Source organism: Flavobacterium sp. KS-LB2, assembly GCF_036895565.1.
Classification (GTDB): Bacteria; Bacteroidota; Bacteroidia; order Flavobacteriales; family Flavobacteriaceae; genus Flavobacterium.
Genome location: NZ_CP145904.1, coordinates 231,871 through 255,393 on the forward strand (window position 1 = coordinate 231,871; position 23,523 = coordinate 255,393).

General features: G+C 35.5%; 24 protein-coding genes and 2 tRNA genes. 17 read left to right on the forward strand and 9 right to left on the reverse strand.

All coding sequences use genetic code 11. From position 1 onward, the window contains the following. Positions 1-17 precede the first annotated feature (17 nt). Complete coding sequence (locus V5J73_RS01050; protein WP_338646988.1) at positions 18-1,379, reverse strand: hydroxymethylglutaryl-CoA synthase family protein; 1,362 nt, start codon at positions 1,377-1,379, stop codon at positions 18-20. 369 nt (positions 1,380-1,748) lie between these two features. Here V5J73_RS01050 and V5J73_RS01055 point away from each other — a divergent pair, with 369 nt between their 5' ends. From V5J73_RS01055 to V5J73_RS01065, 3 genes are all read left to right on the forward strand, one after another. Next, on the forward strand, positions 1,749-2,414 hold the full coding sequence (locus V5J73_RS01055; RefSeq protein ID WP_338646991.1) for a succinate dehydrogenase cytochrome b subunit: 666 nt from the start codon (positions 1,749-1,751) through the stop codon (positions 2,412-2,414). Positions 2,415-2,427: 13 nt separating this feature from the next. Beyond that, a complete protein-coding gene (locus tag V5J73_RS01060; RefSeq protein ID WP_338646993.1) occupies positions 2,428-4,428 on the forward strand; it encodes a fumarate reductase/succinate dehydrogenase flavoprotein subunit in 2,001 nt (666 codons plus the stop codon). A 69-nt stretch (positions 4,429-4,497) separates the two neighbouring features. Further along, the gene (locus V5J73_RS01065; protein ID WP_338646995.1) at positions 4,498-5,244 is read left to right on the forward strand and encodes a succinate dehydrogenase/fumarate reductase iron-sulfur subunit; all 747 of its coding nucleotides are present in this window, start codon (positions 4,498-4,500) and stop codon (positions 5,242-5,244) included. Positions 5,245-5,324: 80 nt separating this feature from the next. Here the strand turns inward: V5J73_RS01065 and V5J73_RS01070 are convergent, their stop codons facing one another. Next, positions 5,325-5,888, reverse strand: a complete 564-nt coding sequence (locus V5J73_RS01070; RefSeq protein WP_338646996.1) for a hypothetical protein — start codon at positions 5,886-5,888, stop codon at positions 5,325-5,327. Positions 5,889-5,959: 71 nt separating this feature from the next. Between V5J73_RS01070 and V5J73_RS01075 the strand changes: the two genes are divergently transcribed. Then, on the forward strand, positions 5,960-6,724 hold the full coding sequence (locus V5J73_RS01075) for a nitrilase family protein (RefSeq protein WP_338646997.1): 765 nt from the start codon (positions 5,960-5,962) through the stop codon (positions 6,722-6,724). A 7-nt stretch (positions 6,725-6,731) separates the two neighbouring features. Here the strand turns inward: V5J73_RS01075 and V5J73_RS01080 are convergent, their stop codons facing one another. Next, positions 6,732-8,387 (reverse strand): Ig-like domain-containing protein, encoded by a 1,656-nt coding sequence (locus V5J73_RS01080; protein WP_338646998.1) that lies wholly within the window; start codon positions 8,385-8,387, stop codon positions 6,732-6,734. 209 nt (positions 8,388-8,596) lie between these two features. Here V5J73_RS01080 and mce point away from each other — a divergent pair, with 209 nt between their 5' ends. Both mce and V5J73_RS01090 read left to right on the forward strand, forming a co-directional pair. After that, positions 8,597-8,998 carry a methylmalonyl-CoA epimerase gene (mce, locus tag V5J73_RS01085; protein WP_338646999.1) on the forward strand — a complete coding sequence of 134 codons (402 nt, stop codon included), beginning with the start codon at positions 8,597-8,599 and terminating at the stop codon, positions 8,996-8,998. Positions 8,999-9,140: 142 nt separating this feature from the next. Beyond that, positions 9,141-9,214, forward strand: a tRNA-Ile gene (locus V5J73_RS01090). A 105-nt stretch (positions 9,215-9,319) separates the two neighbouring features. Here the strand turns inward: V5J73_RS01090 and V5J73_RS01095 are convergent. Then, positions 9,320-9,529 carry a hypothetical protein gene (locus V5J73_RS01095; RefSeq protein WP_338647000.1) on the reverse strand — a complete coding sequence of 70 codons (210 nt, stop codon included), beginning with the start codon at positions 9,527-9,529 and terminating at the stop codon, positions 9,320-9,322. A 105-nt stretch (positions 9,530-9,634) separates the two neighbouring features. After that, positions 9,635-10,222, reverse strand: a complete 588-nt coding sequence (locus V5J73_RS01100) for a riboflavin synthase (protein WP_338647001.1) — start codon at positions 10,220-10,222, stop codon at positions 9,635-9,637. A gap of 58 nt (positions 10,223-10,280) precedes the next feature. Here V5J73_RS01100 and pdxA point away from each other — a divergent pair, with 58 nt between their 5' ends. The 6 genes from pdxA (at position 10,281) to accC (ending at position 15,287) form a co-directional block, all read left to right on the forward strand. Then, complete coding sequence (gene pdxA / locus V5J73_RS01105; RefSeq protein WP_338647002.1) at positions 10,281-11,330, forward strand: 4-hydroxythreonine-4-phosphate dehydrogenase PdxA; 1,050 nt, start codon at positions 10,281-10,283, stop codon at positions 11,328-11,330. A gap of 96 nt (positions 11,331-11,426) precedes the next feature. After that, positions 11,427-11,969, forward strand: coding sequence for a YceD family protein (locus tag V5J73_RS01110; RefSeq protein WP_338647003.1), 543 nt, complete (start codon positions 11,427-11,429; stop codon positions 11,967-11,969). 9 nt (positions 11,970-11,978) lie between these two features. Then, positions 11,979-12,173: a 50S ribosomal protein L32 gene (gene rpmF / locus V5J73_RS01115; RefSeq protein WP_007137315.1), complete on the forward strand. Its 195-nt coding sequence runs from the start codon at positions 11,979-11,981 to the stop codon at positions 12,171-12,173. A gap of 172 nt (positions 12,174-12,345) precedes the next feature. Continuing rightward, positions 12,346-13,344 (forward strand): beta-ketoacyl-ACP synthase III, encoded by a 999-nt coding sequence (locus V5J73_RS01120; RefSeq protein WP_338647004.1) that lies wholly within the window; start codon positions 12,346-12,348, stop codon positions 13,342-13,344. Positions 13,345-13,367: 23 nt separating this feature from the next. Next, on the forward strand, positions 13,368-13,847 hold the full coding sequence (gene accB, locus V5J73_RS01125; RefSeq protein ID WP_338647005.1) for an acetyl-CoA carboxylase biotin carboxyl carrier protein: 480 nt from the start codon (positions 13,368-13,370) through the stop codon (positions 13,845-13,847). A 93-nt stretch (positions 13,848-13,940) separates the two neighbouring features. Next, positions 13,941-15,287 carry an acetyl-CoA carboxylase biotin carboxylase subunit gene (gene accC, locus V5J73_RS01130; RefSeq protein ID WP_338647007.1) on the forward strand — a complete coding sequence of 449 codons (1,347 nt, stop codon included), beginning with the start codon at positions 13,941-13,943 and terminating at the stop codon, positions 15,285-15,287. 50 nt (positions 15,288-15,337) lie between these two features. On the opposite strand, the gene V5J73_RS01135 is transcribed toward accC, so the two are convergent. Beyond that, positions 15,338-17,239, reverse strand: a complete 1,902-nt coding sequence (locus V5J73_RS01135; protein WP_338647008.1) for a S9 family peptidase — start codon at positions 17,237-17,239, stop codon at positions 15,338-15,340. 201 nt (positions 17,240-17,440) lie between these two features. Here V5J73_RS01135 and V5J73_RS01140 point away from each other — a divergent pair, with 201 nt between their 5' ends. Together V5J73_RS01140 and mtgA are read left to right on the forward strand one after the other, a co-directional pair. Beyond that, entirely contained in the window at positions 17,441-18,553 is a 1,113-nt protein-coding gene (locus V5J73_RS01140) for an NAD(P)/FAD-dependent oxidoreductase (RefSeq protein ID WP_338647010.1), read from the forward strand. Further along, positions 18,553-19,299, forward strand: coding sequence for a monofunctional biosynthetic peptidoglycan transglycosylase (mtgA, locus tag V5J73_RS01145; RefSeq protein WP_338647012.1), 747 nt, complete (start codon positions 18,553-18,555; stop codon positions 19,297-19,299). Before V5J73_RS01140 ends, mtgA begins: the two co-directional genes overlap by 1 nt. Positions 19,300-19,374: 75 nt before the next feature. On the opposite strand, the gene V5J73_RS01150 is transcribed toward mtgA, so the two are convergent. After that, positions 19,375-19,448, reverse strand: a tRNA-Ala gene (locus V5J73_RS01150). Positions 19,449-19,573: 125 nt separating this feature from the next. Between V5J73_RS01150 and V5J73_RS01155 the strand changes: the two genes are divergently transcribed. The 3 genes from V5J73_RS01155 to V5J73_RS01165 all read left to right on the forward strand — a co-directional run bounded on the left by V5J73_RS01155 (position 19,574) and on the right by V5J73_RS01165 (position 21,739). After that, the gene (locus tag V5J73_RS01155) at positions 19,574-20,341 is read left to right on the forward strand and encodes an enoyl-CoA hydratase/isomerase family protein (RefSeq protein WP_338647014.1); all 768 of its coding nucleotides are present in this window, start codon (positions 19,574-19,576) and stop codon (positions 20,339-20,341) included. 176 nt (positions 20,342-20,517) lie between these two features. Beyond that, positions 20,518-20,982, forward strand: a complete 465-nt coding sequence (locus tag V5J73_RS01160) for a 6-pyruvoyl trahydropterin synthase family protein (RefSeq protein ID WP_338647016.1) — start codon at positions 20,518-20,520, stop codon at positions 20,980-20,982. Positions 20,983-20,986: 4 nt separating this feature from the next. Further along, positions 20,987-21,739 carry a UDP-2,3-diacylglucosamine diphosphatase gene (locus tag V5J73_RS01165; protein ID WP_338647018.1) on the forward strand — a complete coding sequence of 251 codons (753 nt, stop codon included), beginning with the start codon at positions 20,987-20,989 and terminating at the stop codon, positions 21,737-21,739. A 3-nt stretch (positions 21,740-21,742) separates the two neighbouring features. Here V5J73_RS01165 and V5J73_RS01170 read toward each other — a convergent pair whose 3' ends face one another. Both V5J73_RS01170 and V5J73_RS01175 read right to left on the reverse strand, forming a co-directional pair. Beyond that, complete coding sequence (locus tag V5J73_RS01170; protein ID WP_338647020.1) at positions 21,743-22,099, reverse strand: hypothetical protein; 357 nt, start codon at positions 22,097-22,099, stop codon at positions 21,743-21,745. Positions 22,100-22,247: 148 nt separating this feature from the next. Then, positions 22,248-23,516: an MFS transporter gene (locus tag V5J73_RS01175; protein ID WP_338647022.1), complete on the reverse strand. Its 1,269-nt coding sequence runs from the start codon at positions 23,514-23,516 to the stop codon at positions 22,248-22,250. Positions 23,517-23,523 lie beyond the last annotated feature (7 nt).

A 23,523-nucleotide genomic window follows, 5' to 3' on the forward strand; every position in this document is an offset into this window, starting at 1 on the left:
TTTTGTAGAATTTTAAATTAATCTACCCATTTGTAATAACGAGCGCCAATTAAATTTGGAATTTCATTTTCAATTCGGTCTAAAACCCATTCGTTTTTTGGAGTTCGAATACTGGTTTTTTGTTCCTTTTTGTGTAGTTTATTATAAGTTTCAAAGTCAATTTCGAAACTTTTTTCTATTGTTTCAAAAAGTTTGACTTCAGCTATGGCTAATTTCCAGTCTTGTTGAATCGTTCCTTCAAAAACTTTTGATTTTGAGCCGCTTCCGTACGCCAGAAAGCCAAATTTACTGCCGCTTATTTCTTTTTCAGTATCGTAAAAATGAGCCAAAGTTGATAGTAATCCCATGAAAATAGAACCTGTGTATAGATTTCCAATTAATGAAGAAGCAATTTCTGCGGGCATTAATTTTTCGTTTACAAATTCCTTGTAGGCTTCTGATTTACTGATTTCTTTCAGTTTATTTTGATATTCTGATGCGTCTTCATCACCGGAAATAATTGTTTTGGAAGCGTCCAAAGCATATATTTCAGATAACATTCGGCGTCCCTGAAAAGCATAAGGCAAGTGCATAACAATACTTTTCCAGGAATCGTAAACAGTTTCGGTAGTATTTTTTAATTTTTTGAATGAAAAATAAGCCTCTCTCGTTCGGTCCATATAGCATTGATTCGAATATTGACCGTCAAAAACCGGTTGGTCTTTGTGGATTTCAACTTCACATTCTAAATTTTCAAACCATGGTTCGTTAGCTGCATTTCCTGTAATTGCTGTTTTCGAAAGCGTTCGGTACGGTTTAAAAAAGTCAAAAACTCCTTTTGTGCTAGTGGCCCAATTGTTTTCGAAAGTTATAATCCTTGGGTTTGAAGTTATTAACATGGCCAAAGCGCCTGCGCCTTGCGTATATTCTCCGGTAGAGTTTAAGTCGTATTTTGCAAAATCAGTGGTGACCACAATTGCTTTTTTTGTTGGATTCAATGTTACAAAATCAATACAGTTTTGTATGGCATCAACTCCGCCAATACAGGCAAAAGTAAAATCAACCACATCGCATTCGGACAAGATGTTTTCCCCAAATTTTTGTTCCATCAAAGCTACTAAAAAGGAGCTGATAGGTTTTGAGCTGTCAATGGCGCTTTCAGTTCCTACATAAATTCGGGCGATTTCGTTGAGGTTGATGTTGTTGCCTGAAATTAATTTTGTCAAAGCATTGGCGCCAAAAACAACGGTGTCTTGATGCGTGTCCGGCAATGTCATTTTCATTAAACCCAGTCCTTTTTCTAGTTTTTCGGGTTCGATATTTCTGGCTTTCGCCAATGTATTTATAGGCAAATGTATTTTTGCTACATCAAAGGAGATGGCGTCAATTCCTGTTTTCATTCTTCAATTTTTAACTTGTAAAGTTAAAAAGGCATTGTCTGGATACAATTATTTTAGAGACATAAAATGATGTAATGGGACGTTTTTGTTAAATTAGAAATAAAGAATAATAAAAATTATTGAATTGGTAATTTTGAGCAATTTACAGATTGATTTTTAGTCAATTTCGTGGTGTATTATTTAAGATTTTTTTCTTTTTTGTTTAAGTATTTTTCAGACTGTTTTTCAATTTATGTTTGATATTTAGCGATTTCTTGTTTTTTTGTATAAAACACTTTAAAATCATTATAAATAACAGCGAAAAGGTTGTAGTTACTGTCTAATTGCTTTATTTTTGTATGATTTTTAAATTAATTCATTCAAATTCTTATGGCAAAATCTTCATTATTAAAGTCATCGATTGCAAAAAAAGTCGCTATGGCGCTTTCTGGACTTTTCTTAATTTTATTTTTAGCACAACATTTTTTTATAAACAGTACCTCGGTTTTTAGTCCTGATACTTTTAATGCTATTTCTCATTTTATGGGGAATAATCCATTGGTACAGTTTGTAATCCAGCCGATTCTTATTGTAGGTGTTGTTTTTCACTTTGTAATGGGTATCGTTTTGGATTTTAAAAACAAAAGTGCAAGACCAATTAACTACGTTAAAAACAACGGAGCAGCTAATTCATCTTGGGCATCAAGAAATATGATTATTAGTGGTTTAGTAGTTCTTGCGTTTATGGTATTGCATTTTTACGATTTCTGGGTTCCTGAAATGGTATATAAGTATGTAGAGGTTAATCCGCTTGACGAAACGCGTTATTTTGGTGAACTTACTCATAAATTTGTAAGCCCAGTTCGTACGGGTATTTATTGTGCTTCATTTATTTTATTGTCTCTTCACTTGTGGCACGGTTTCAATTCATCGTTTCAGTCAGTAGGGTTCAACAATAAATATTCAAGATCGTTACATAAATTAGGATATGCTTTTGCAATTGTAGTTCCTTTCGGTTTCATTTTCATTGCATTATTTCATCATTTTAATCATTAATATTAAATTATAAATGGCATTAGATTCAAAAATTCCAAATGGTCCAATAGCGGACAAATGGACAAATTATAAAGATCATATTAATTTAGTAAACCCAGCTAACAAACGTAATATTGATATTATTGTTGTTGGAACTGGACTTGCAGGAAGCTCTGCTGCTGCAACATTAGCTGAATTAGGATATAACGTAAAAACTTTTTGCTTTCAAGATTCTCCTCGTCGTGCGCACTCTATTGCTGCACAAGGAGGGATTAATGCTGCAAAAAACTATCAAGGAGATGGGGATTCTACCTTCCGTTTGTTTTACGATACAGTAAAAGGGGGTGATTACCGTTCTAGAGAAGCTAATGTTCACAGATTAGCTGAAGTGTCAGTAAATATTATTGACCAATGTGTTATGCAAGGTGTTCCATTGGCACGCGAATACGGTGGACTTCTGGACAACCGTTCTTTTGGAGGAACTCTAGTTGCGAGAACATTTTATGCTAAAGGGCAAACAGGACAGCAATTATTACTAGGTGCTTATTCCGCAATGAACCGCCAGATAGGTCGTGGAAAGATAAAATCCTACACGCGTCACGAAATGCAAGATTTAGTAGTTGTAGATGGTAAAGCAAGAGGAATTATTGCACGTGATTTAGTTACAGGTGAAATAGAAAGACATTCTGCTCACGCGGTTGTTATTGCTTCTGGAGGTTACGGAAATGTATTTTTCCTATCGACTTACGCCATGGGAAGTAACGCAACTGCTGCTTGGAAAATACATAAAAAAGGAGCGTTTTTCGCCAATCCTTGTTACACACAAATTCACCCTACTTGTATTCCTGTTTCAGGAGACCACCAGTCTAAATTGACATTGATGTCAGAGTCGTTGCGTAATGACGGACGTATTTGGGTTCCTGCAAAATTAGAAGATGCAAAGGCGATTCGTGAAGGGAAAAAGAAACCAACGGATTTGTCTGAAGCTGAAAGAGATTATTATTTAGAAAGAAGATATCCAGCTTTTGGTAATTTAGTGCCTAGGGATATTGCTTCTCGTGCTGCTAAAGAAAGATGTGATGCTGGGTTTGGAGTTAACAAAACTGGTGAAGCAGTTTACTTAGACTTTGCTGCAGCTATTGAGCGTTACGGAAAAGAGCAAGCTTATGTAAAAGGTTTAGATGCAAATGACACTGCATTAGTAACTAAATTAGGTGCTGCCACTGTTGCTAACAAATACGGAAATTTATTCCAAATGTATGAGAAAATCGTTGATGAAGATCCGTACACTACCCCAATGATGATTTATCCTGCGGTACACTATACAATGGGTGGAACTTGGGTTGATTATAACTTACAAACTACTATTCCTGGATGTTTCTCTATTGGAGAATCTAATTTTTCTGATCACGGAGCAAATAGACTAGGGGCTTCTGCATTAATGCAAGGTCTAGCAGATGGTTACTTTGTATTGCCATACACAATAGGTGATTATTTAGCACCAGACATTAAAACTGGAAAAATTTCTACTGATTTACCAGAATTCGTGGAAGCTGAGAAAAATGTAAAAGCACGAATCGAGCAATTTATAAATAATAAAGGAACACATTCTGTAGATTATTTCCACAAGAAATTAGGAAAAATCATGTGGAACAAAGTAGGAATGGCTCGTAATGCTAAAGGATTAACGGAAGCAATCGAAGAAATTGCCGCGTTAAGAGAAGAGTTTTACAAAGATGTAAAAGTTCCTGGTGATGCATACAGTTTCAATCAAGAATTGGACAAAGCAGGACGTGTTGCTGATTTCTTAGAATTAGGTGAGTTGTTTGCTAAAGATGCTTTACACCGTAATGAATCTTGTGGAGGACATTTCCGTGAGGAGTACCAATCTGAGGATGGTGAGGCGCAACGTGATGATGAGAATTTTGCTTATGTTGCGGCATGGGAATACATGGGTAAACCAAGCGAGGCTGTCCTTCATAAGGAACCATTGGTATATGACAATGTTAAATTAGTAACTCGTAGTTATAAATAGGAATTAGTCAAGTATCGAAAGTCTTATTAAAACGACTTTTGACATTGAGGCTTTCAAACGAAAGAAAATATGAAACTTACATTAAAAATATGGCGTCAAGCCAACGCCAAAGCAGAAGGTAAAATCGTTGAATATCCTCTAGATGGAATTGAAGAGGATATGTCTTTTCTTGAAATGTTAGACGTTCTAAACGAAGGTTTAATAAATAAAGGAGATTTGCCAGTATCTTTTGATCATGATTGTCGCGAAGGAATTTGCGGTTCATGTTCATTATATATCAACGGAGAGGCTCATGGACCAGATAGAGGAGTTCCTACTTGTCAATTACACATGAGAATGTTCAAAGATGGTGATACAATTTATATTGAGCCATTTAGAGCTAAAGCGTTTCCAGTGATCAAGGATTTAGTTGTAGACAGAAGCGCTTTTGATAGAATTCAGCATGCTGGAGGATTTGTATCTATAAACACTTCAGGAAAACCAACTGATGCTAACGCAATTCCTATTCCTAAACATGATGCCGATAGAGCGTTTGACGCAGCTACTTGTATTGGTTGTGGTGCTTGTGTAGCGTCTTGTAAAAACTCTTCTGCTATGTTATTTGTATCGGCAAAAGTATCTCAATATGCTTTGTTGCCACAAGGTAAAGTAGAAGCAGCAGATCGTGTATTGAACATGGTAGCACAAATGGACGCTGAAGGTTTTGGTAACTGTACAAATACTGGAGCTTGTGAGGTAGAGTGTCCAAAAGGAATTTCTTTGGAAAACATTGCTCGCATGAACAGAGAATATTTATCAGCAAGTTTGAAAGGATAATATTCAAAGTATATATTTAAAAAACGCATTCAATGTCAAAATTGAATGCGTTTTTTTTGTGCAAAATAATCAGTTTTAAACTAATCTTTCCAGCCCCATGGTGCGGAAGGTGTTGCTACTGTTTTCGTCAAGTCAAATTTCACGGTAAACAGTCGGTCAGAACCAATGCGTCTTAGGTTGTAGGTAAAAGAAGTTTCGTCTATAGTAATCCACCAAACATTTGCGGAAGCATTTGGAATCAACTCGCAAGTTTGTTGATCTGCCGGAAAATATTGAAGCGTAGATGAACCGGAATTAGAGGTTGTTCCGCCGTATTGAGTCACCTTATCTTCGGATCCATCTTCGTGGCGATGATCGTGTTTCAATTGAATTCGGTCGTTTTTATAGGTTAATACCCAAGTTCTTGATTTATCATCTCCTACAAAAAACGGAATCCGAATCGTATTCTCATCACAATTTCGAATATGCATCACTAGCTTTTTATCTCGAAACGTGTCATTTGCAGCTCCTTCCTTTACTTCGCCTTCAAAGGATTTGCCGCATTGCTTTTGTAATTTTTCCCAAAATTGTTTCGCCCCTGATTTTTCTTGTCCATAAATCAATATAGAGAATAGCATAGTGCATACAAGAAGTATATTTTTCATAAAATTGTTTTTTGCTAATATAATCAACTTATGGTATTATGATATTTCTTATTTTTATAAAAAATAAAATAATGCAAGTCATCCTGATCCAAGCTCCTTTAATTTGGGAAAACCCAAAGTCAAATCGCAATTATTTCCAAGCTAGAATTAATGAAATTAGAACTGAAGTTGATTTGATTGTTTTGCCGGAAATGTTTACAAGTGGTTTTACAATGTGCCCTGAGAATGTCGCTGAATCAATGCAAGGCGAAACAATAACTTGGCTTAAAGTATTGGCTAAAGCCAGAAATTTTGCCATTACAGGAAGTTTAGTTATAGCGGAAAATGGAAATTTTTACAATCGATTGGTATTTGTATTTCCTTCTGGAGAAATACAGTTTTATGATAAAAGGCATTTATTTACTTTGGCAGGCGAAGATAAAGTGTACACCAGTGGTGACCAAAAAATAGTAATCGAATATTTGGGTTGGAAAATTTGTCCTCTGATTTGTTATGATTTACGATTTCCTGCTTTTTCAAGAAATTCAGAAAATTATGACTTGTTGATTTATGTGGCAAGTTGGCCAAAAATCAGAACCAATGCTTGGGATGCTTTGTTGAAAGCTCGTGCTATAGAAAATATGAGTTATGCAATTGGTGTCAATAGAATTGGAACTGATTCGAATAGTTACGAATACATAGGCCATTCACAAGCAGTCGATTTTCTTGGGAATTATGTGGTAGAGCCGGAAGAATCTGAAGGTTCTTTTTTAGTTGTATTAGACAAAGAAAAAATGCTGGAAACTAGACAAAAACTAGGTTTCTTGAACGATAGAGATTCTTTTGAAATAAAATAATAAAGTGCTAGTTTTTCTTCTTTTCAGTTTTCTTTTTAGGTTCGGGAGTGTACGGGATGCTCAAATCAAAAATTTGGTTCCAATCCCAATTGGCTCTAATTTCAATTTCTTTAGAAAAGTAAATTACTTCTTCAGCTTGTCGTTTTTCTAAATAATTTCCGGGATCCCATTCCTTGTTTTTATTGATGTCATAAATAGCCCGTAAAGTATAAACTGAGGGTTCAATTAAATTAAATTCTATTTGGGTATTTTTATCGGTGTATTCAGTAGCTAAAATATCACCTTTCAAATTGGTTAATTCAATAATAACCGGAAATTGTTTTACGTTTTCTAATGCCACGGTAAGATTTCCGTAATCTGATGTGCTTCCCGTGTTTAATTTGTAGATCAAGCTGTCATTCGATTTTTCGAAGAAGTCAGTTAATGCTCCTGGCAAAATTTCAAAAGTGTAATTTTCTGAGGGTTCCTTTTTAAAGTCAAAAAACAATTTCTGATTAAATTCGTCGTATTCAGTGGTAAAAGGCACTGCCTTTTTTTCATTGTTGATCAGATTTATTTTAGAATTCTCAATACTAATTAATGGGGTTGAGCTTTCTAATGTAAAACGCTCACGGAATTTTAAGTTGCCAGTTTGTAAGGCAGAGATGCTTAAGGTATCCTTTTTTTGATCTTTTATTTTAAAGGTAAAATTGGCGTCGTATTTGTCTTTGGCTACAGCCAAAGTTAGCGAATCTGCCTTGATGGGTTTATACCATATTTGAAGAGAATCCTTTTTAGGAAATTTTGTAATGATATTAGACAGGACTTCGTTGTTGTTTTTTAATATTAATTTTGGTCGGGTAGTTGCAGAATTTACGATGCCTTCGTATCCTAAGAATAATCGGTTTCCAGAAGCTTGAGTTGGTTTGAAAGTTTTAAAAGGGAGTGTTTCCTTGAATAATTCTAACTCGTAGATGGTATCGTTTGGAATAGTAATGAATTCTTTACTGAATCCAATTTTATCGGTTTTTGGATTGTATTTGTTGTTGCTATTGTAATCTTTCATTGCTACAAGAAGGTATTTTCCTGCTTTCAAATTCTCGAAACGAAAAGACTTTAGGCTATCTAGCGTGTTAGTCACATATCTTGGATTCTCATTATAGACAATTGAATCGTTAAAGGTGTCATTCACGTCATACAGCATAACCGAAACGAATGATTCAACTTCTTTATCGTAAGCACTTTTTACAATTCCACCAAGGCTTAAGGAATCAATGTAATCGCCGGTGGAAAATACATATTTGAATTGATTATATGGGTTTCCTTCATTATTGTCAGCGATACTTTGACCAAAATTAAAGCTGTAAGTGGTGTTTGCTTGTAAGGTATCTTTGATCTTTATGGTAATTGTTTTGCTTGGAGTAGTTGGTAAAATTGATGGTTCGTATTTCATTGGCGGTGAAATGATCAATTGCTTGCTGAGGTTTTTGAGTTTGATATTTTCGTCAAAGACTAATTTAATCTCGTTTCCTTTGAAGTTTTTGCTAAAATTTTCCGGGAAACTTACTTTTAAAACGGGAGCTATCGTGTCTTTTAAACCACCGGTTATTGAGCCTCGTTTGGCGCAGCCAACAACAATAAAAAGCAACAATAGGAAGGCATATCTTAAATTGTTTTTCAACATATCAAATCAGAATTAGAATCTACAAAATAACAATTATAATTCATGCAATCGAAATTTTTTATAGAATTATTATGATCGAATTATTTGAGCTTACTTTTTTAGAAAGTGTCACTTTTTTGTTTATAATGTTTAATTTTACCTGAAATAAGGTAGTTACGGCTGACTGATAAGCTAAGTGTAAAACAAATGTAGAATTGATAGTATAAATAATGAGAAAGATAGAACATATAGGAATTGCAGTTAAAGACTTAGAAGTGTCAAATTTAGTTTTCGAAAAACTCTTTGGCGCTCCAGCATATAAATTTGAAGATGTAGAAACCGAAGGGGTTACAACTTCTTTTTTTATGAATGGACCTAATAAAATTGAGCTTCTTGCCGCAACAAATCCAGAAAGTCCGATTGCTAAGTTTATCGAAAAGAAGGGAGAAGGGATTCATCATATTGCTTTTGATGTTGAGGATATTGTTTCAGAAATTGCACGTCTAAAGAATGAGGGATTTGTGGTCTTAAATGAAATTCCTAAAAATGGAGCTGATAATAAGTTAGTTGCGTTTTTACATCCCAAAAGCACTAATGGTGTTTTGATTGAATTGTGTCAGGAAATAAAATAATTTAACTCGAGATAAAAGGGTACTATTCTAATATTCAGTTGGTTTCTGTTTGAAAAAACGGAATAATTAAAGTATATTAAAATCTAAGTCAAAAATATTTGGAGCAAATGAAAAATAGTGGTAATATTGCACACTCTTAACCGGTCCTATAGCTCAGCTGGTTAGAGCACCTGACTCATAATCAGGTGGTCCCTGGTTCGAGCCCAGGTGGGACCACAAAAACCCTTTAAAACATTTGTTTTAAAGGGTTTTCTTTTTTTGCTAAAAACCAAATTAGGCTAAAACACGTATCTTTGTTTAGCGGTAATAGGGGTTTCCTATTTATAGTTTAATAGATTTTTTTATTTCAGTAAATTTACTATTTTTGAGACCGATGAAGATTAAGTCAAATACGTTATATTTTTTAATTATTTTCCTATTTGGGATAATGAATGTTTTTGCTGGTCCTGGAGGTTCTGGTCCTCCTGCGCCTACGGCTAAAAAACCACCACCACCACCTGGATTGTCAATTGATGAAAATAGTGTGTTCATAATGATACTTGCTTTGCTATTTGGAATTTATATCATTTATAGTAATACCTTAAAAACAAAAACCCCAATTTAAAATGGGGTTTTTGTTTTTTATGCTTAAAGTGTTTATTTATTTGAGTAAAGTCGGGAAACATATTTGCCAATCACATCAAATTCAAGGTTGATCCTTGTGCCAACTTTAAAAGAATTAAAATTAGTGTGTTCGTGTGTGTAAGGAATAATGGCTACACTAAATTGATTTTTCTTAGAATTCACTACTGTTAAACTTACTCCATTTACTGTAATTGAACCTTTTTCAATAGTGATATTGTTTAGTTTCTCATCGTATTCAAAGGTGTAGAGCCAGCTTCCATCGGTTTGTTCTGCAGTGATGCAAGTTCCTGTTTGGTCTACATGTCCTTGTACAATATGTCCGTCAAGTCTATCGCCTAGCTTCATTGCTCTTTCTAAGTTAACGCTGTCTCCAACTTTCCAATCGGCTAAATTTGTTTTTCGTATCGTTTCATCAATAGCGGTCACCGTATAAAAAGTATCGTTGATTGAAACAACTGTCAGGCAAATACCGTTATGAGCAACACTTTGGTCAATTTGTAGCTCACTAGTAATCGATGCATTCATCGTTATGTGAACATTGCTGTTCTCTTTTTTTATTTCTTGGATGACACCAAGGGTTTCTATAATTCCTGTAAACATTTCTTGTTTTATTTTACTAAATTTGCACTTCAAAATTAGCAATAAATAACGTTAGGTCATGATGAAAAAAGCAGAAAATATAATCGTTGGGATTTCTATAGGAGATTTAAACGGTATTGGAAGCGAAGTTGTTTTAAAAACATTCGAGGATTCACGTATGTTAGAGTTGTGTACTCCAGTGATTTTTGCTAATGTTAAGTTGTTGTCTTTTGTAAAGAAAAGCTTTCAATCTGCTTCTTTATTGCATGGAATTGACAAACTGGATCAAATTGTACCAGGTAAGATTAATGTTTTAAATGTTTGGAGAGAAGGAATCGATTTAAATCTTGGTGTAAATGATCCCAAGGCAGGCGAATATGCTATAAAATCATTTGTGGCGGCTACCAAAGCTTTAAAAGACGGTCTAGTAGATGTATTGGTCACAGCGCCTATAAATAAGTATAATATCCAGTCGGAAGATTTTAAATTTCCAGGACATACAGATTATTTAGATCAAGAGCTTGAGGGGAATGCGCTTATGTTGATGGTACAGGATAATTTAAGAGTCGGGCTCTTGACGGATCATATTCCGTTGAATGAAGTTGCTTCTCATCTTACCGAAGAATTAATTAAAAGAAAAATCGAAACGGTTAAACAGTCATTGATACAAGATTTTAGTATTAATAAGCCTAAAATAGCAGTTTTGGGTTTGAATCCACATTGTGGTGACGGAGGTGTTATTGGTACTGAAGATGATTTGATTATAAAACCAGCATTGAAAAAAATATTTGACAAAGGAACATTGGTTTTTGGTCCGTTTGCTGCCGATGGTTTTTTTGGAAGCAATCAATATGAGAAATACGACGCTATTATTGCGGCCTATCACGATCAGGGATTGATTCCTTTTAAGACTTTGTCTTTTGGTAATGGGGTGAATTATACAGCGGGTTTGAATAAAATAAGAACATCGCCAGATCACGGTACTGCTTATGATATAGCGGGAAAAGGAGTGGCTGATTTTAATTCATTTAAAGAGGCTGTTTACTTAGCGATTGATATTTATCATTCGAGAAGTCAATACGTCGAAATTAGTATGAGGCCATTGAAAACAAAAGAAAAACAGTTGTGAACAAAAAAAAGTGAATAACATTATTAGATTTGCAATAATTTTATATCTTTGCACTCCCGTTCCGACGACTAGGAATAGGGTCAAATTGTTGTTGAAATGAAGAAGACAAAAGAATTTTTAATACCTTTTATAGGATTAAAGCTAGGAAAACATCATTTTGAGTATCAAATAAATAATTCGTTCTTTGAAATCTTTGATTATAATGAATATCAAGATTCAAATATCAAAGTAAATGTAGTTTTAGAGAAAAAAAGTACGCTGTTGGAGTTCAGTTTTAAGCATAAGGGAGTTGTAAATGTGCCTTGTGATTTGACAAGCGAAGATTTTGACTTGCCGGTGAAAGGTAAAATGAAGTTAATTGTTCGTTTTGGCGAGGAATATAATAATGACAATGAAGAATTGTTGATTTTGCCACATGGAGAGTTTGAAGTGGATATTGCACAGTATATCTATGAAATGATAGTGTTGTCAGTGCCTCTAAGACGTGTTCATCCAGGAGTTAAAGATGGAAGTTTAAAAACGGAAGCTTTGACTAAATTGAATGAACTGATTGTAAAAGAAGAAAAAAAAGAGAATAAACAAGAAGAAAATATTGACCCGCGTTGGGACAAATTAAAGCAACTATTAACGGATAAATAATATAGTAAAATGGCGCATCCTAAGAGAAAAATCTCCAAAACAAGAAGAGATAAAAGAAGAACACATTACAAAGCTACTGTAGCTCAGATTGCTACTTGTCCTATTACAGGAGAAGCGCATTTATACCATAGAGCTTACTGGCACGAAGGTAAAATGTATTACAGAGGACAAGTTGTTATAGATAAATCTGTAGCTGTTGCTTAATACATTTTTGTAAATGATATTCGAACTCTCACATCGTGAGAGTTTTTTTGTTGTTTATAATTTTAAATAAATAAGGAGTTCCAAATCAATGAAAATGGAATTTTTTTTGTAATTTTCAAGTCTTTTAAAAATTTTTCAAATGGCAACATTTGACAAAAAATAATCGCATACAATGAATACAATTACAGCCGCAATTACCGCTGTTGGAGCCTATGTTCCAGACTTTGTGTTAACAAACAAAGCCCTTGAGACCATGGTTGAAACCAATGACGAGTGGATAACCTCTCGCACCGGAATAAAAGAAAGAAGAATCCTCAAAGAGGAGAATAAAGGGACTTCTTTTTTAGCAATAAAAGCTGCCCAAGATTTACTGGCTAAAGCCAATATCGACCCTCTAGAAATAGACTTGTTGATCATGGCAACTGCAACACCAGATATGCCAGTTGCTTCAACAGGTGTGTATGTAGCAACCGAAATAGGAGCATTAAATGCTTTTGCTTACGATTTGCAAGCAGCGTGTTCTAGTTTCTTGTTTGGTATGTCAACTGCAGCAGCATATATACAGTCTGGAAGATATAAGAAAGTACTCTTAATTGGTGCTGATAAAATGTCTTCTATAGTAGATTATACGGATAGATCTACTTGTATCATTTTTGGTGATGGCGCAGGAGCAGTTTTGTTCGAGCCAAACTACGAAGGATTAGGATTGCAAGACGAATATTTACGCAGTGATGGAATCGGAAGAGATTTTTTAAAGATTGATGCCGGTGGTTCACTACTTCCTACCTCTTATGAGACGGTAAGAGACAATAAACACAATATCATTCAAGATGGAAAAACAGTATTTAAATATGCTGTAACTAATATGGCTGATTCAAGTGAATTAATTCTGAAAAGAAATAATTTGACAAATGAAGATGTAGATTGGTTAGTCCCTCATCAAGCCAATAAACGTATTATTGATGCAACTGCAAATAGAATGAATTTAGAAGATTCTAAAGTGCTGATGAATATTGAAAAATACGGAAACACAACTTCTGCGACTTTACCATTAGTCCTCAGCGATTTTGAACATTTATTCAAAAAAGGAGATACGATAATTTTAGCTGCTTTTGGAGGTGGATTCACTTGGGGATCTATCTACCTAAAATGGGCGTACGATAAAAAATAAATTTAAACTAAAAACAAATAATTATGGATTTAAAAGAAATTCAAAATCTAATCAAGTTTGTAGCAAATTCAGGAGTTGCAGAAGTTAAATTAGAGATGGATGATGTGAAAATTACCATTAGAACAACTTTAGAAGGGAATGTAACTGAAACTACTTATGTTCAGCAAATGCCAGCTCAAGCGGCACTTCCTCAAGCAGTAGCGCCTCAACAAATCACTCCTGTTGTAGCAGTACCAGTGGCTCCAGTTGCAGAGGATGCACATTACATCACTATAAAATCTCCAATCATTGGAACTTTTTATAGAAAACCTTCTCCAGATAAACCAATGTTTGTTGAAGTAGGTAAAACAATTGCCAAAGGTGACGTACTTTGTGTAATTGAAGCCATGAAATTATTTAACGAAATTGAATCTGAAGTTTCTGGTAAAATTGTAAAAATATTGGTTGACGATATGTCACCAGTTGAGTTTGACCAACCTTTATTCTTAGTAGATCCATCTTAATTAATTATAAATTATGAATTATAAATTGTGAATTGGTTTTTGATCAGTCATAATTTTAAAAACTCATAACTCATAAACCATAACTCAAAATAGATGTTTAAAAAAATATTGATTGCCAATAGAGGGGAAATTGCGTTGCGCGTAATTAGAACTTGCAAGGAAATGGGTATAAAAACAGTAGCCGTTTATTCTACTGCAGATGCTGAAAGCCTACATGTAAAGTTTGCTGACGAAGCGGTTTGTATAGGACCACCTCCAAGCAACTTGTCCTATTTAAAAATGTCAAATATTATTGCCGCTGCCGAAATAACAAATGCAGATGCAATACATCCAGGATACGGATTCCTTTCTGAAAATTCTAAATTTTCTAAAATTTGTCAAGAACATGGAATCAAATTCATTGGAGCTTCTCCAGAGATGATTGATAGAATGGGAGACAAAGCTTCTGCAAAATCAACTATGATTGAAGCAGGCGTTCCTTGTGTTCCAGGTTCAGTAGGGATTTTAGAATCTTACGAACAAGCCCTACAGTTATCAAGAGATTTTGGTTTTCCAGTGATGCTTAAGGCAACTGCTGGTGGTGGTGGAAAAGGAATGAGAGCGGTTTGGAAAGAGGATGAATTATTGAAAGCTTGGGAAGGAGCGCGTCAGGAATCTGCTGCAGCCTTTGGAAATGACGGAATGTATCTTGAGAAATTAATCGAAGAGCCTCGTCACATCGAAATTCAAGTAGTAGGAGATTCTTACGGAAAAGCATGTCACCTTTCTGAAAGAGATTGCTCTGTTCAAAGACGTCATCAAAAATTAACCGAAGAGACTCCATCTCCATTTATGACAGATGACTTGCGTCAAAAAATGGGTGAAGCCGCTGTAAAAGCTGCTGAATATATTAAATATGAAGGTGCTGGAACAGTAGAATTTTTGGTAGATAAACACCGTAATTTTTACTTTATGGAAATGAATACACGTATTCAAGTAGAGCACCCAATTACGGAGCAGGTTATTGATTATGATTTAATTCGTGAGCAAATTATGGTTGCAGCTGGAATACCTATTTCTGGTAAAAACTACTTGCCACAATTACATGCAATCGAATGCAGAATAAATGCGGAAGATCCTTACAATGATTTCCGTCCGTCTCCAGGAAAAATTACAACATTACACATGCCAGGTGGACACGGAGTTCGTTTAGACACTCACGTATATTCAGGATATACAATTCCACCAAATTACGATTCAATGATTGCAAAATTAATCACTACAGCTCAATCGAGAGAAGAAGCAATTAGTAAAATGAGAAGAGCATTAGACGAATTTGTAATTGAAGGAATAAAAACGACTATTCCGTTTCATAGACAGCTAATGGATGATCCTCGCTATATTGCAGGAGAGTACACCACAGCATTTATGGATACTTTCAAAATGAATGATCCAGAATAAAAAAATATTTAAGTAAAAAACCTTGCATCACTGCAAGGTTTTTTTTTAATCTATAGTGTTTCTTTTAGCCATTTAAAAAATTCACCTTGCCAAACCTGAGCATTTTGTGGTTTCAATACCCAGTGGTTTTCTTCAGGAAAATACAAAAATCTGCTTTTTATTCCTCGGAGTTGTGCCGCTTGAAACGCTTCTTGACCTTGTCCAATTGGTACACGAAAATCTTTTCCGCCCTGAATAATTAAAATAGGTGTATTCCATTTTTCCACCAAAGTCATTGGATTAAAAGTCGTGTATGTTTTTTGAGCCACAGCATTGTTTTTCTCCCAGTAAGCACCACCAAAATCCCAGTTGCTAAAGAAAACTTCTTCAGTAGTTCCAAACATGCTTTGGGTATTAAAAACGCCATCATGGGCAATGAACGTTTTGAATCGGTTGTTGTGAATTCCCGCTAAATAAAAAACGGAATATCCGCCGTAACTCGCGCCAACACATCCTAAACGGCTGGCATCAACATATTTTTCCTTCGCCACATTATCAATCGCAGATAAGTAATCGTCAATTACTTGCCCGCCCCAGTCTTTGCTGATTTGCTCATTCCATCCCACACCGTGGCCCGGCATTCCGCGACGGTTTGGAGCCACAACAATATAGCCGTTGGCAGCCATCAACTGCAAATTCCATCGGTAGGAATAAAACTGTGTCAATGCAGATTGTGGTCCACCTTGACAATATAAAAGCGTTGGGTATTTTTTTGTGGCATCAAAATTAGGTGGGAGAACGACCCAAACTAACATTTTTTTGCCATCCGTCGTCGTTACATATCGCCTTTCGGTTTTGCTTAGCGCCAAAGAATTATAGGTTGCCGAATTGACTTTGGAAAGTTGTTTCCAAGTATTTTTGTTTAAATTATAAGAAAAAATTTCCGCCGCATGATTCATGTCGGTTTTCGTTACGATGATGTTATCGCCTGAGAAACCAACTAAATCATTGACATCAAATTCTCCAGTAGTGATTTGGCGAACGGTGATTGCTATCTTGGTCAGACCTGGAAAATTAACTTCAAACAATTGTTTGGTTCCGTCTATCGGCGCCACAAAATAGATTTTTTTTCCGTTAGGACTCCAAATGAAATGATCTACGGTTCCATCCCAATTCGCCGTTAAGTTCATTTTCATTCCTTTGAAACTCACCATAAGGTCGTTTTTATCGGCTTCGTAACCGTCACGTTTCATTTGCAACCAAGTCAAATTTCCGGTTGGAGAAAATTGTGGAGCCGTATCATATCCTAGATTTTCCTCGGTTCTATTGATGGTTTTTCCAGTTTCCAGATTGTATTCGAAAATATTGGTGTTGGTGGAAATAGCATAATCTGTTCCTGCTTTTTTCTTGCTTATGTAAAGAATGCTTTTGCTATCTGGCGACCAAATGTAATCTTCGTCTCCGCCAAATGGTTTTTGTGGACTGTCAAAATTTTCGCCTTTCAGAATGTCAGTTCCCACTGCGCCTTCTTTGTTTTCTTTGTAAAAAACATGGTTGTATTTGCCTTCGTTCCAAGTATCCCAATGGCGGTAATTCAAGCCGTCATAGATTTGAACGTCTGATTTTTTCAGTTCCGGATAAAAATCTTTTCCGTGAACTTTTTCGATTTTTACTTCTTCACTGTAAACGACATATTTCCCGTCTGGAGAAGTATTTTTATCTTTTAATAAATCTTTGGTTTCTTTTACTTCGGTTGGATTCCCACCATTTACGGGTAAAGTGTAGAATTTTGTACTCGATTTATTTTCTTGAACGGAAGGAGTCGTTACTTTGTAAACTACATTCTTTCCATCTTTGGAAATACCTAAAGGAGTTACTCTTCCTAATTTCCAAAGCAGTTCTGGAGTCATTACATTTTGTGCCATAGCAGTTAAACTCATCATTAATAAGGGTATAAACAGTATTTTTTTCATTGTAATTATTGATTTTTTCGAATGCTAAAATTAGCCAATTTAAATTGATGTTTTTTCGTTTTTAACACTTGCTTTTTAACCTCGATAATCCCGAGGCGTCAGGAGGGAATCCTTTTATTTTTTTCTTTAAAAAATGAAAGATTACAACGGATAGCAGGATTAGCTCCAAAAAAATATTATTTTTATAAAAAATATTAAGACATGGATTTGAGCTATTGGGAGTTAAAAAACTGGTTTACTGATGTAGATTATACTATCGTAGGAAGTGGTATTGTGGGCTTGCATGCTGCATTACGCTTACGCGAAAGATTCCCAGAAAGCAAAATTCTAGTGCTAGAAAAAGGGATGTTGCCACAAGGAGCGAGTACTAAAAATGCTGGTTTTGCATGTTTTGGGAGTCTTTCAGAAATTATAGATGATTTAAAATACCATTCAGAGGAAGAAGTGATTCATCTAATCCAAAAACGTTGGAAAGGTTTGCAATTGCTGCGAAAAAGACTCGGTGATGATACCATAGATTTCAAACCCTATGGTGGTTATGAGTTGTTTTTAAAACACGACGAAAGTTGCTACAGTGAGTGTGTTGGGAAATTACCCTTCATCAATGAAATTTTAAGACCACTATTTAAAGCGGATGTTTTTGCCAAAGAAGTAGACCGTTTTGGGTTTAATGACATACAGGAATATTTAGTTTTCAATCCTTTTGAAGCACAGATTGATACCGGAAATATGATGCAGGCGTTGTTGAAAGAAGCAGTTTCTAAAAATATTTTAATTCTAAACCAACAAACCGTTACTTCTTATTTCGATAAGGGAAATGGAGTGGAAGTGGCACTTGGGGATTTCAGTTTTAGTACTAAAAAAATATTGTTTGCTACGAATGGCTTTGCAAATACATTGACAACTGGAGCTGTTAAGCCGGCCAGAGCGCAAGTTTTAATCACGGAGCCTATTAAAAACTTAGATATAAAAGGAACTTTTCACTTGGATAGAGGGTATTATTATTTCAGGAATATTGGCGAAAGAATATTATTGGGTGGTGGAAGAAACCTGGATTTTGAGACGGAGAACACAACTGAATTTGGACAAACAGAAATCGTCCAAAAAAAATTGGAACAATTATTAAAAGAAGTAATTTTGCCTCATCAGGATTTCCAAATTGCACATCGTTGGAGCGGCATCATGGGTATTGGTAACAGCAAAAGTCCCATTGTTTCACAATTATCTGATAATGTCTATTGTGGTGTACGATTAGGCGGAATGGGAGTAGCAATAGGAAGTTTAATTGGAACAGAATTAGCAGATTTAGTATAATGGCAACGAAAATAACACCAAGAAAATCAAGACTACCCGTTAAAAAAGAACCGACCTCTTTTATGAGCAAAATAACTCGTTTTTTATTCAAAGCATTGCTATGGTTCTTTGGACTTTCTTTGTTTTTTGTGGTACTTTTTAAATTTGTTCCAGTTCCGTTTACGCCTTTAATGGTAATTCGCGCCATTGAAAATAAAACAGCTGGAAAAGAAGTTTTTTTCAGCCACGACTGGGAACCAATTGAAAATATCTCGATAAATCTTCAAAAAGCGGTAATTGCCAGTGAAGATGGAACGTTCTTGAAACACAATGGTTTTGATTTTGTTGCCATGCAGAAAGCGTATAAAAGCAATGAAAGAGGGCGACGAATAAAAGGTGGAAGTACGATATCACAACAAACAGCCAAGAATGTTTTCCTTTGGCAAGGCCGAAGCTATTTAAGGAAAGGTCTAGAAGCGTATTTTACGGTTTTAATAGAAATTATTTGGGGAAAAGAACGTATTATGGAAGTATACTTAAATAGTATCGAAATGGGAAATGGTGTTTATGGAGCGCAAGCAGCCGCAGAACATTGGTACCGAAAAGATGCTTCTAGTCTTACACCTAAGCAAGCAGCAGGAATTGCAGCAATTTTACCCAATCCAAGAAAATATTCGGCAACTAGTTCTTCCTCCTATATTAACCGACGAAAAGATAAAATTGTTCGAGTTATGCGAACTGTTGGCAAAATAGACTATTCAAAATAGAGAAAGGTTCTGAAAAGAAACTTGAAAAATAAAAAACCGTAAACTCTTAATGAAAAGATTTTACGGTTTTTTTTGTGGAGAATACCGGATTCGAACCGGTCACCTCTTGCCTGCCAGGCAAGCACTCTAGCCAAATGAGCTAATCCCCCAAACGTGTTCGCAAATATAAGATATAAATTTTCCAAAAAGCAAATTTCAAAATACAAATCCATTCTATTTGAAAAAAAGTCTAATCCTGCTTTACTTTTTTTAACTTTACATCAAAATCCCCGCTATGGTATCAGATAACCCAACAGGTTCGCTCTTCACAACTATCGAAAATAAAATCGCAACCGTTTCATTTGGTCATCCTTCGAGCAATTCTTTTCCAAGAGAATTGTTAGACCGTTTAACGAATGAATTCGCTATTTTAAGTATGAATCCAGACGTTACAGTAATTATTATTCAAAGCGAAGGCTCGGGTGCTTTTTGTGCAGGCGCATCGTTTGATGAGCTTTTGGCAGTTGCTAATGAAGCACAAGGAGCCCATTTTTTCTCCGGATTTGCACATTTAATAAACGCCATGCGAACGTGTTCTAAGCTTATCGTGGGGCGTGTTCACGGAAAAACTGTTGGTGGTGGCGTAGGAATTGCGGCTGCCTGTGATTATGTTTTAGCTACAAAAAATGCATCAATAAAACTATCAGAATTGGCAATCGGAATTGGTCCCTTTGTAATAGAACCTATAGTTTCCAAGAAAATCGGAAAGACGGCAATGGCCGAAATGACGCTCGCAGCTCACGAATGGAAAACTGCTGATTGGGCGGAAGCCAAAGGATTGTACGCTCATACTTTTGAAACCATCGAAGAATTGGATGCCGCAATAGCCGATTTCAGCGCTAAATTATCCAGTTATAATCCTCAAGCTTTACTGGAAATGAAAAAAGTGTTGTGGGAAGGAACGCAACATTGGGACACATTGTTGTTAGAACGCGCCGCTATTTCGGGTAAATTGGTCCTGTCTGATTTTACCAGAAAAGCATTGTCTCAATTCAAAAAGTAATTTTTTCAGGAGCTATTTCCTGCTGTTCACTATATCTTTTTATAAGGTGAAGAAAAATCACTTCATAAAAAGGATGCCGTTTCCATCAGGGCTAGACCTCAGTGGAATCCATATACCAAGATTTACATCTCATTTCTCATATCAATTTGCTAAATTTGCATCAAAATTAAACTCCGATGAGCAATATCAGAATTACAAAACAATTTAGTTTCGAAACCGGACACGCCTTATATGGCTATGATGGGAAATGTAAAAATGTTCACGGACATAGTTATAAATTGTCAGTAACAGTAATTGGAACTCCAATTACGGATCGTTCCAATGTAAAATTTGGAATGGTGATTGACTTTACGGACTTAAAGAAAATCGTAAAAGAAGAAATTGTAGATCAATTTGACCATGCCACTGTTTTTAATGGAACAACACCGCATATCGAATTAGCAAACGAATTGATGAGCCGCGGACATCACGTTATTTTGGTAGATTATCAACCAACAAGTGAAAACATGGTAGTTGATTTTTCTCAAAGAATCAGTAATCGATTACCAGAAGGAATCACTCTTTTCTCCTTAAAATTACAAGAAACTGAATCTTCTTTTGCAGAGTGGTTTGCAAGTGATAATATAAAATCCATACTGTAACTTCATGCAATTACCCAATAACAAAAAAATATATTTCGCCTCCGATCAGCATTTTGGCGCACCAACACCTGAGTTGAGTTTTCCTAGAGAACAGAAATTTGTGGCTTGGCTCGACGAAGTAAAAGACGATGCAGAAGCTATTTTTCTGTTAGGTGATTTATTTGATTTTTGGTTCGAATACAAAACCGTAGTCCCAAAAGGATTTATTCGTGTTTTAGGCAAACTCGCCGAAATCCGAGACAGCGGTATTCCTATATACTTCTTCGTGGGTAATCATGATTTATGGATGGAAGATTATTTCCAGAAAGAACTGAATATTCCCGTGTTTCATGACAATCAAGAATATACTTTTGGAGACAAAACATTTCTTATTGGCCACGGTGACGGAAAAGGTCCTGGCGATTTAGGATACAAACGCATGAAAAAAATATTTACAAATCCTTTTTTCAAATGGCTTTTTAGATGGATTCATCCGGATATTGGCGTGAAATTGGCGCAATACCTTTCCGTAAAAAACAAACTGATTTCTGGTGATGAAGATGTGACTTTTCTTGGAGAAGACAATGAATGGTTAATTCTCTATTCTAAAAGAAAACTGGAAACCAAACACTACAATTACCTTATTTTTGGTCACCGCCATTTGCCTATGAAAGTAGCCGTAGGAGATAATGCCGAATATGTAAATCTGGGTGACTGGATTACGTATTTTACCTATGGCGTTTTTGATGGTGAGAATTTTGAGATTAAAAAGTATTAAGCTTTAATTCATTCCCTCTCCATACAAATATTCATCCAGATTTATTTTAAACAAAGTCCCTTCGACCAAGTCTTTTACTGCATCTAATTCTTCTATGGAAACGGCCAAATCAATTTGGGAACAAGGCGTTTTTAGTAAAAATTTGTGACATTTGTTTTTCAGTTCACAATCGTCGCAGCATTTATTTTGGATATAGCTTTCTTCAATACAGCGCTTAAATTGTTGCAGTTCCTGCGGGGTAAAATAAAATCCCATTTCTCTAAAAACCAATTGAACTTTGTCCAGCACAATAGCATTGTCTTTTCTCCAGTAAAAAGCGGTACCTAAATGGTTATGATATATTTGTTTTATTTCTTGCATGTGTCATCAGTTTGAAACAAATATAAGTATTATTTATATTTGTTCTAAATAATAAAACATAAAAAACGTATAAAAAGGCGGAATGTAATCTTGATATTATTTTACTGACTAGTTACAAGAAGTGTTTTTTTCTAAAAAAATCTAGTTATTATTCGCTCTTTTCGTGTTCCTCAACATCTTTTTGTAAGTCCAGTTTTCTAAAAGTAGGCGATACGGCACCGGTAAGAAACACGGTAATCAGTGTCATGCTTCCGCCAAAGACCACTGCATTAACAGTTCCCATCAGTTTTGCAGTTAAACCGCTTTCAAAAGCTCCCAATTCATTGGAAGAACCCACAAATATAGAATTCACGGCTGCAACACGGCCTCGCATGTGATCAGGAGTTTTCAATTGCAAAATAGTTTGGCGTATCACCACCGAAATGCCGTCGAAAACACCACTTAAAAATAAAGCGGCTACAGACAACCAAAAAATGGAAGAAAGTCCAAAAACGATAATACAAATTCCAAACGCAAAAATTGCCGACAACAGTTTTATACCCGCATTTTTAGTAAACGGAATATAAGCGGAAATAATCAGCATTAAAAAAGCGCCAACAGCTGGAGCAGCTCTTAAAATACCAAATCCCTGCGGGCCTACTTTCAAAATATCCTGTGCAAAAATGGGCAACAACGCAACAGCTCCCCCAAAAAGAACGGCAATCATATCCAGTGATAAAGCGCCTAAAATCGTCTTATTATTGAAAACAAATTTCACACCTTCTTTTAAACTGTCCATAATGGGTTCGCCAATCTTTGGATTCAAAATAGGTTTCGTTGCAATTTGGGTTAAAGCAATCAACGCAAAAAGTGAACACCCTAAAACGATGGACATTGACCAATGAACACCAATCCAATTGATAGAAAAACCAGCTACTGCAGGCCCTAAAACGGAACTTATTTGCCAAACGGAACTGCTCCAAGTTGCAGCATTTGGGTATGTTTTTTTAGGAACAATCAATGCCAAAAGCGAAAATATGGTCGGGCCAAGAAAAGCGCGGACCAATCCTCCTAAAAACACGAAAAAGTAAATGGAATATAAAATAGTTTGGGTAGAAAAGTCTTTTATAAAGGGTGGCCATGTAAATAAAAACAAGCCCAAACTAATGATTGAAAACCCTAAAATACATTTGAAAAGCAATCCTTTTTTCTCCTTTTGATCGACAATGTGTCCGGCAAACAAAGCCATCGAAATTGCCGGAATAACTTCCATTAATCCAATGATTCCTAATGATAGCGGGTTTTTAGTCAAACTATATACTTCCCATTCAATGACAATAAACTGCATCGACCAGCCAAAAACCATGGCAAAACGTAATAGCAAAAAAATATTAAATTCTTTATAACGCAGGGCAGCGTATGGGTCATTTTTTTTCATAACAATA

Bases quoted from the DNA above. Each gene is read 5' to 3' on its own strand.
- V5J73_RS01050 (WP_338646988.1), bottom strand. From the start codon at position 1,379: ATGAAAACAGGAATTGACGCCATCTCCTTTGATGTAGCAAAAATACAT.
- V5J73_RS01055 (WP_338646991.1), top strand. From the start codon at position 1,749: ATGGCAAAATCTTCATTATTAAAGTCATCGATTGCAAAAAAAGTCGCT.
- V5J73_RS01060 (WP_338646993.1), top strand. From the start codon at position 2,428: ATGGCATTAGATTCAAAAATTCCAAATGGTCCAATAGCGGACAAATGG.
- V5J73_RS01065 (WP_338646995.1), top strand. From the start codon at position 4,498: ATGAAACTTACATTAAAAATATGGCGTCAAGCCAACGCCAAAGCAGAA.
- V5J73_RS01070 (WP_338646996.1), bottom strand. From the start codon at position 5,888: ATGAAAAATATACTTCTTGTATGCACTATGCTATTCTCTATATTGATT.
- V5J73_RS01075 (WP_338646997.1), top strand. From the start codon at position 5,960: ATGCAAGTCATCCTGATCCAAGCTCCTTTAATTTGGGAAAACCCAAAG.
- V5J73_RS01080 (WP_338646998.1), bottom strand. From the start codon at position 8,387: ATGTTGAAAAACAATTTAAGATATGCCTTCCTATTGTTGCTTTTTATT.
- mce (WP_338646999.1), top strand. From the start codon at position 8,597: ATGAGAAAGATAGAACATATAGGAATTGCAGTTAAAGACTTAGAAGTG.
- V5J73_RS01095 (WP_338647000.1), bottom strand. From the start codon at position 9,529: ATGAACACACTATTTTCATCAATTGACAATCCAGGTGGTGGTGGTGGT.
- V5J73_RS01100 (WP_338647001.1), bottom strand. From the start codon at position 10,222: ATGTTTACAGGAATTATAGAAACCCTTGGTGTCATCCAAGAAATAAAA.
- pdxA (WP_338647002.1), top strand. From the start codon at position 10,281: ATGATGAAAAAAGCAGAAAATATAATCGTTGGGATTTCTATAGGAGAT.
- V5J73_RS01110 (WP_338647003.1), top strand. From the start codon at position 11,427: ATGAAGAAGACAAAAGAATTTTTAATACCTTTTATAGGATTAAAGCTA.
- rpmF (WP_007137315.1), top strand. From the start codon at position 11,979: ATGGCGCATCCTAAGAGAAAAATCTCCAAAACAAGAAGAGATAAAAGA.
- V5J73_RS01120 (WP_338647004.1), top strand. From the start codon at position 12,346: ATGAATACAATTACAGCCGCAATTACCGCTGTTGGAGCCTATGTTCCA.
- accB (WP_338647005.1), top strand. From the start codon at position 13,368: ATGGATTTAAAAGAAATTCAAAATCTAATCAAGTTTGTAGCAAATTCA.
- accC (WP_338647007.1), top strand. From the start codon at position 13,941: ATGTTTAAAAAAATATTGATTGCCAATAGAGGGGAAATTGCGTTGCGC.
- V5J73_RS01135 (WP_338647008.1), bottom strand. From the start codon at position 17,239: ATGAAAAAAATACTGTTTATACCCTTATTAATGATGAGTTTAACTGCT.
- V5J73_RS01140 (WP_338647010.1), top strand. From the start codon at position 17,441: ATGGATTTGAGCTATTGGGAGTTAAAAAACTGGTTTACTGATGTAGAT.
- mtgA (WP_338647012.1), top strand. From the start codon at position 18,553: ATGGCAACGAAAATAACACCAAGAAAATCAAGACTACCCGTTAAAAAA.
- V5J73_RS01155 (WP_338647014.1), top strand. From the start codon at position 19,574: ATGGTATCAGATAACCCAACAGGTTCGCTCTTCACAACTATCGAAAAT.
- V5J73_RS01160 (WP_338647016.1), top strand. From the start codon at position 20,518: ATGAGCAATATCAGAATTACAAAACAATTTAGTTTCGAAACCGGACAC.
- V5J73_RS01165 (WP_338647018.1), top strand. From the start codon at position 20,987: ATGCAATTACCCAATAACAAAAAAATATATTTCGCCTCCGATCAGCAT.
- V5J73_RS01170 (WP_338647020.1), bottom strand. From the start codon at position 22,099: ATGCAAGAAATAAAACAAATATATCATAACCATTTAGGTACCGCTTTT.
- V5J73_RS01175 (WP_338647022.1), bottom strand. From the start codon at position 23,516: ATGAAAAAAAATGACCCATACGCTGCCCTGCGTTATAAAGAATTTAAT.